We start from the raw sequence: 6,842 nt of genomic DNA, 5'->3' as shown, positions 1-6,842 counted from the left end.
GCGCACGACATCTGCGCGGGGCCACGGGGCGTACGTACGGAATACGGGACCGGCTCAGCCCGCCTGCGTGGCCAGGAACTCCTCCAGGCCCTGGACCACCAGGGCGTGGTCCTCGGCCTGCGGGAGGCCCGAGACGGTGACGGTGCCGATGACGCCCGCGCCGTCGACCGTGATCGGGAACGAACCGCCGTGCGCGGCGTACGTGCCCAGCGGCAGGCGGGAGGAGTCCTCGAAGGTGGTGCCCTTCGCGCGGAAGCGGGTGCCCACGAGGTAGGAGCTCTCGCCGTACCGCTCCACGACCTTGCGCTTGCGGTCGATCCAGGCGTCGTTGTCGGCGCTGGAGCCGGGGAGCGCGACGTGGAACAGCTGCTGCGGGCCGCGCCGGATGTCGATGGCGACCGGGGCGTTGCGCTCGCGGGCCAGCCTGACCAGCAGGGTGCCGAGGGCGTACGCGTCCTCGTACCCGAAGCGGGGCAGGGTCAGCCGGCGCTCCTGGGCGAGCAGTTCGGAGACGGTCGGCGCGTCGGGGCGGCTGCTCATGCCCGCGCCTCCTTCGCACCCGGGGTGCCGGCGGGCTGGGCGGGGTGGGCGCCCGGCTGCGGGACCAGGGTGACGGAGACGCCCTCCTGCGCGGAGCGGCGGGCCGCCTCCAGGACGTCCAGGGCCGCCGCGGCCTCCAGGGCGGTGACCGGGTTCTCGCCGGTGCCTCGCAGGGCGGCGGCGACGGCCGCGTAGTACGCGGGGTAGTCGCCGGGCAGCGTGCGGACCGGGACACCGCCGCCGGTCAGCGGCGACTCGCCCGAGCCGAGCCGGCCCCACAGACCCTCGGGCTCCTCGCCCCACGGCTCCTGGCCCGTGCCGGGGCGGCGGCCCTCGCGCAGCGCCGCCTCCTGCGGGTCCAGGCCGTACTTCACGTAACCGGCCTGCCCGCCCAGCACCCGGAAGCGCGGGCCGAGCTGGGCGGTGGTGGCGCTGGCGTACAGGTGGGAGCGGACGCCGCTCTCGTGGGTGATCGCGATGAAGGTGTCGTCGTCGGTGGCCGCGCCGGGGCGGCGGGCGTCGGACTCGGCGTACACCCGCACGGCGGGGCCGAACAGGACCAGCGCCTGGTCGACGATGTGGCTGCCCAGGTCGTAGAGGAGCCCGCCGATCTCCTGCGGGTCGCCCGACTCGCGCCAGCCGCCCTTCAGCTGCGGGCGCCACCGCTCGAACCGGGACTCGAAGCGCTGTACGGCACCGAGTTCGCCGTCGGCGATCAGCCGGGCGATCGTCAGGAAGTCGTTGTCCCAGCGGCGGTTCTGGAAGACCGAGAGGAGCAGTCCGCTCTCCTCGGCGAGCGCGGCCAGCTCGCGCGCCTCGGCGGCCGTACCCGCGATCGGCTTGTCGACGACGACCGGCAGCCCGGCCGCCAGGGCGGCCTTCGCGACCGGGACGTGCGTCTTGTTCGGGGTCGCGATCACGACGAGGTCCAGCTCGTCGGCGCGGGCCCACAGCTCCTCGGGGGAGTCGGCGAAGCGGACGGCGGGGAACTCGGCGCGGGCCTGCGCCCGGCGCTCCTCGTTCGACGTGACGACCGTGTCGAGCACCAGGCCCTCGGTCGCCGCGATCAGCGGGGCGTGGAAGACGGAACCCGCCAGGCCGTAGCCGACGAGTGCGACGCGGAGGGGATCGGTGGAAGTCATGCCCACCACTTAAGCAACGCTGTTGCCAAAGTGCAAGCGGTGGCCACAATGGGGTGGTGAACACCAGCGATACCAGCGATCCCCGCACCGCACCCGGCGTCGGCGCGCGCAACGGCGGCGGGGTCAACCTGCCGGCCCTGCGCCACCACAACGCCGCCCTCGTGCTCGACCTGCTGCGCGGCGCGGGCGGCGACGGCATCAGCCGGCTGGAACTGGCCGAGCGCACCGGGCTCACCCCGCAGGCCGTCAGCAAGATCACCGCCCGGCTGCGCGGCGAGGGCCTCGCCGCCGAGGCCGGCCGCCGCGCCTCCACCGGCGGCAAGCCGCGCACCGTGCTCCGACTCGTCCCCGACGCCCGTTACGCGGTCGGCCTCCACCTGGACCGGGACGAGCTGACCGCCGTCCTCGTCGACCTCGCCGGTACGCCCGTCGCCGTCCGCACCGCACCCCTCGACCTCGGCGCCCCGGCGGACGAGGTCGTCGCGGGCGCGGCGGACGCGGTCGCGGAGGTGAGCGCGCCGGTGGCGGAGGGCGGCCCCGGCGACGCGGCGCACGGTCCCGGGCACCCCACGGTGCTCGGCGTGGGGGTGGCCCTCCCCGGCCCGCTCGACCACCGCGACGGGGTGCTGCACCGGGTCACCGGTTTCCCGCGGTGGGACGGGTTCCCGCTCCGCGAGGCGCTCGCCGCCCGCACCGGCCTGCCCGTCTCCGTGGACAAGGACACCAACGCCGCCGCCCTCGGCCTCGCCCTGCGCGACCCGGGCGCGGGCGACTTCGCCTACCTCCACCTCGGTACGGGCCTGGGCGCCGGGCTCGTCCTCGGCGGCGCCCTGCACCGGGGCGCGCGCACCGGCGCGGGCGAGTTCGGGCACCAGACCCTGCAACTGGACGGTCCGCCGTGCGGCTGCGGCGGTCGTGGCTGCGTCGAGGCGCTCTGCCTGGCGGCGGTGGAGCGGGGCGACGTGGCCGAAGCAGCCCGGGTGCTGGGCGCCGGGGCCGCCAACCTCGTCGCGCTGCTCGACATCGACCGGGTGGTGCTGGGCGGGCGCACGGTCGCGGCGCACGAGGACGCCTACGTACGCGGCGTGCGCGCCGTGATCGAGGAGCGCGCCCGGCGCGAAGGCGTCGGGACGCCCGTGCCGGTCGCGGTGGCGGGCGGCGGCGACCGCCCGGTCGCCGAGGGCGCCGCCCAACTGGTCCTCGGTCCGCTCTTCGGGCGGACGGCGGAGTGACCCGCCGGGGCGGGGGCGTGACGGCAAAGGGCCTCCCGGGAGAAGGAGTCACGACAGTGGGAGCCACGGCGGCGGAGTGACGGGGTGCCGCCGGGCGGGTGGTCTCCGGCATGTCGGTGCGATGTTCGTACGTATGCGTGGCAGCGTCTCCGCCGACACGCCGGTGGTTCCGCGCACCGGTCACGACACGCCGGTGGTTCCTCCGCACCGGGCGTTCGTTCGCGAGCTGCGAAGGGTGCCTCCCATGCCCCCCAGACCTCCCGCACGACTGCGACCTCCCGCGCGCCTGCGCGACGGACGTGCGCTCACCTCGCTCGGCCTGGCGGCCGGGATCGCCGTACCGGGCGCGCTGCTCGGCGGCCCGCCGACCTCGGCGGCGGAACACTCCGCCACCGCCACCGTCCTCGCGGATCAGCCGCCCGCCTGCGGCGACCTCGACGCCAAGGACTTTCCCATCGACACCCGCATCCACGGCGGCCCGGACACCTACGCCTCCGGCGGGGGATACGGGATCTGGTACCTGGACCTCGTCAACACCACCACCGAGTCCTGCCGTGCCCTCCACCCCGTCCTCGTCCTGACCGACGAGGAACGGCAGCTGACGCCGGACCAGATCCAGCTCGCGTACGCGGAACGCACCGGTACGGAGACGGGCGCGGGCACCGGCACCGGCGCGGAACACCGGGTCAGCTGGGAGACCACCGACCGGAACGAGCAGATCGGGGTCTTCGGCAGCGGTGAAGGGGGCGACGACTTCGAGGGCTTCACCGTCCCCGCCGGACGCACGGTCACCGTCCGCGTCCGGATGGCGTTCACCTCCGACACCCGGCCCGGAAGGGTGGTGGCCAACGCCGCCATCGTGCAGCGCCGCCCGGCCGCGCCCCCCAAGGACGCGGTGGCGGACGGCTCCGTCGTGGCCCCCGACGGGGACTGGGTGGGGGAGTCGGAGGACTACCCGTTCTCCATCGTCGAGGGCGACATCGAAGGCGGCGCCGACCTGGTGTTCCCCGACGAGCCCGATGCCGACGGGACCGCCTCCGACGACCTCCTCGCCGGGGCGGACGAGGGGGCTGCGGACACGGACACCGAAGCGGACACGGAAGCGGACGCGGGCGTCGGGGACGGGACCACCGGCGCGGAGGGCGGTTCCGGCACCGACGGTGGCACGGGCGGTGACGCGGAGACCGGCACGGCGACCGCCCCGGAGAGCGCAACCGCCCCCGGCACGGGACCCGGCACCCGGCCCCCGGGCACCACCCCGCGCACCGGTACCACCACCGCTCCCGGCTCCCGCACCGCTCCCGGCTCCTCCACCGCACCCCCGGGCGGCGGCGTCGGCCCGTCGCGCGACGCGGCCGGGAACCCGCTGCCCGAGCTCGCCCGGACCGGCCGCCCCGGCCGCGCGGCGGCCCTGCGCACCGGCGCGGTGGCCGCCGCACTGCTGCTCGGCGGTACGGCCGCGCTGCTGCTGGCCCGCCGGATGCGGTGCCGCCCGGGGCCGGCGCGAGGGCGGGGCTGAGGTGCGGGCGGAGTCGACGCGTGGGCGGTGGCACGGTCGTCGCGCGCGGGCGTCTCCCGCAAACGCCCGTGACCTGGCCGATCTTGATACGCCGTACACCGCCTAAACTCGGGGCGTCGGCGCTGCACACCGCGGTGCCGCCGGCGTCCAGCACCTCGTGTGCACCGTGCGTACGGCAGGAGTCCGTGTGATGGCAGAGCGCAAGCCGATCGAGTCCTGGTTGACCGACATGGACGGGGTCCTCATCCACGAGGGCACCCCCATTCCCGGCGCGGACGCGTTCATCAAGCGGCTGCGGGAGTCCGGGAAGCCCTTCCTCGTCCTCACCAACAACTCCATCTACACCGCCCGCGACCTGCACGCCCGGCTCAGCCGCATGGGCCTGGCCGTTCCGGTCGAGAACATCTGGACCTCCGCGCTGGCGACCGCCCAGTTCCTGGACGACCAGCGTCCGGGCGGCACGGCGTACGTCATCGGCGAGGCGGGGCTCACCACCGCACTGCACGACATCGGGTACGTCCTCACCGACCACGACCCCGACTACGTGGTGCTCGGCGAGACCCGTACGTACAGCTTCGAGGCGCTGACCAAGGCGATCCGGCTGATCAACGCGGGCGCCCGCTTCATCTGCACCAACCCGGACGAGACCGGCCCGTCCGCCGAGGGGCCGCTGCCGGCCACCGGTTCCGTCGCGGCCCTGATCACCAAGGCCACCGGCAAGGAGCCCTACTTCGCGGGCAAGCCCAACCCGCTGATGATGCGGACCGGGCTCAACGCCATCGGCGCCCACTCCGAGACCAGCGCCATGATCGGTGACCGGATGGACACCGACGTGCTGGCCGGGCTGGAGGCCGGGATGGAGACGTTCCTGGTGCTCACCGGGCTCACCACCACCGCCGACATCGACCGCTACCCCTTCCGCCCGTCCAACGTGGTCGACTCCATCGCGGACCTCGTCGACCTGGTCTGAGGCCACCGGTCCGGCACCGGCACCGGGCCGGGCACCGACACCGGTCCGGGCACCGACACCGGTCCGGCGCCGGGACGCCGGGCCGCCCCGTCCCCCGACCGGGCGACAGCGGATGCGGGAAGCGCGCGTACGGGTGAACCTGCCCTCAGGAGGTTCACGATGCGTTCACTGCCCCTCACCATCTGTGCTACCGCGGCGGTCGCGGCGATATCCGTCTCCGCGCCCGCCGCTTCGGCCGTTCCGTACGACGACGGCACCCTGCGGGTGACCCCGTCCACCATCGCCCCCGGCGGCAAGGTCGCGCTCCGGTCCGACGCCTGCGGCAAGGGCGAGAAGGGCCTCGGCACGTCCGACGCCTTCGTCTCCTCCGTACGGTTCACCCCCGCCGACGGGAAGGGCCTCAGCGCCGAGGCCCGGGTCCGGTCGGACGCCGAGGCCGGCCGGTACGACGTCACCCTGCGCTGCGAGGGCAGGGACGGCGGGGGCGGCCGGGCCTCCGCCGTCCTCACCGTGGTGCACCACGCCCGGCCGACCCCGGTCGCCCCCGTCCGGGCCGGTGGCGGCGGCACCGCCGTCCTCGCCGAGCAGGGCGGTGACTCGGACGGTCCCGGCCTCCCGCACGCGGTGGCCGGGCTCGCCCTCGCCGCCGCCGCGGCGGCCACCGTCGCGTTCCGCGGCGCACGCCGCCGCCGTCCGGCCGCGGACTGACGTGTCCGCCCCCGCCCGCCCGGCAGGTACCGGGCGGCTGTTCACCGGAGTGGTCTGGGCCGTGCTCCTGCTCGGCCTCTGGCTCTGGGGCCGCGAAGGCGCCGGAGGGCCCGGCGGCAGTTCCGCACCGACCACCGGCGACGTCGCGGCGGTCGGCCGCCCCCTCGGGGCGCCGCTGCCCCCGGCGCACGACCCGCTGGACGGTTCGCCGCCGCGCCGGGTCGAGATCCCGTCCGTCGGCATCGACGCCCCCGTCGTGGGACGCGGCCTCGACGGCGAGGGAGCCGTCGACCCGCCGCCGTTCGAGACCCCGGGGACCGTCGGCTGGTACGACGGCGGAGCCGAACCCGGCACCGCCGGGGCGGCCCTCATGGTCGGCCACGTCGACACGGAGACCGAACCCGCCGTCTTCTACGGGCTGAGCGCCACCCGGCCCGGCGCCGAGGTCCGGGTGACCCGGGCCGACGGCACGGTCGCCGAGTTCACCGTCGACGACGTGCAGGTCCTCACCCGGGAACGCTTCGACGCGCAGAAGGCGTACGGCCCCCGCCACGACGGCCGGGCCGAACTCCGGCTGATCACCTGCGGCGGTACGTACGACAAGGCGGCACACGCCTACACCGCCAACGTCGTCGTCTCCGCCTACCTCACGGGTGAGGACTCCGGGCCCTGACCCGGTGCTCCCGCCCGCCGTAACCCGGCCCCGTCGGGTGGCCGCTCCCCTCCCGGAG

7 protein-coding genes are annotated in these 6,842 nt (G+C 75.6%); 5 read left to right on the top strand and 2 right to left on the bottom strand.

Going from position 1 to position 6,842, the window contains the following annotated elements; genetic code table 11:
- Positions 1 to 54: 54 nt before the first annotated feature.
- The gene (locus ACFWEE_RS32480) at positions 55 to 540 is read right to left on the bottom strand and encodes a heme-degrading domain-containing protein (RefSeq protein WP_386894819.1); all 486 of its coding nucleotides are present in this window, start codon (positions 538 to 540) and stop codon (positions 55 to 57) included.
- Positions 537 to 1,682: a Gfo/Idh/MocA family oxidoreductase gene (locus ACFWEE_RS32475; protein ID WP_386894817.1), complete on the bottom strand. Its 1,146-nt coding sequence runs from the start codon at positions 1,680 to 1,682 to the stop codon at positions 537 to 539. The genes ACFWEE_RS32480 and ACFWEE_RS32475 overlap by 4 nt, the downstream gene beginning before the upstream one ends.
- Positions 1,683 to 1,738: 56 nt before the next feature.
- On the opposite strand from ACFWEE_RS32475, the gene ACFWEE_RS32470 reads away from it, so the two are divergent.
- From ACFWEE_RS32470 to ACFWEE_RS32450, 5 genes are all read left to right on the top strand, one after another.
- Complete coding sequence (locus tag ACFWEE_RS32470; protein ID WP_386894815.1) at positions 1,739 to 2,914, top strand: ROK family protein; 1,176 nt, start codon at positions 1,739 to 1,741, stop codon at positions 2,912 to 2,914.
- A gap of 244 nt (positions 2,915 to 3,158) precedes the next feature.
- Positions 3,159 to 4,433, top strand: a complete 1,275-nt coding sequence (locus tag ACFWEE_RS32465; protein ID WP_386894813.1) for a peptidase — start codon at positions 3,159 to 3,161, stop codon at positions 4,431 to 4,433.
- A gap of 190 nt (positions 4,434 to 4,623) precedes the next feature.
- Complete coding sequence (locus ACFWEE_RS32460) at positions 4,624 to 5,403, top strand: HAD-IIA family hydrolase (protein ID WP_386894811.1); 780 nt, start codon at positions 4,624 to 4,626, stop codon at positions 5,401 to 5,403.
- Between the two features lie 159 nt (positions 5,404 to 5,562).
- Positions 5,563 to 6,111, top strand: a complete 549-nt coding sequence (locus ACFWEE_RS32455) for a hypothetical protein (RefSeq protein ID WP_386894809.1) — start codon at positions 5,563 to 5,565, stop codon at positions 6,109 to 6,111.
- Position 6,112: 1 nt separating this feature from the next.
- Positions 6,113 to 6,784, top strand: a complete 672-nt coding sequence (locus ACFWEE_RS32450; RefSeq protein ID WP_386894807.1) for a class F sortase — start codon at positions 6,113 to 6,115, stop codon at positions 6,782 to 6,784.
- The last annotated feature ends 58 nt before the right edge of the window (positions 6,785 to 6,842 follow it).

Source organism: Streptomyces sp. NPDC060184 (assembly GCF_042728795.1).
Classification (GTDB): Bacteria; Actinomycetota; Actinomycetes; order Streptomycetales; family Streptomycetaceae; genus Streptomyces.
The sequence above is the reverse complement of the archived record's forward strand: the minus strand, read 5'-3'. Positions and strand labels throughout refer to the sequence as shown.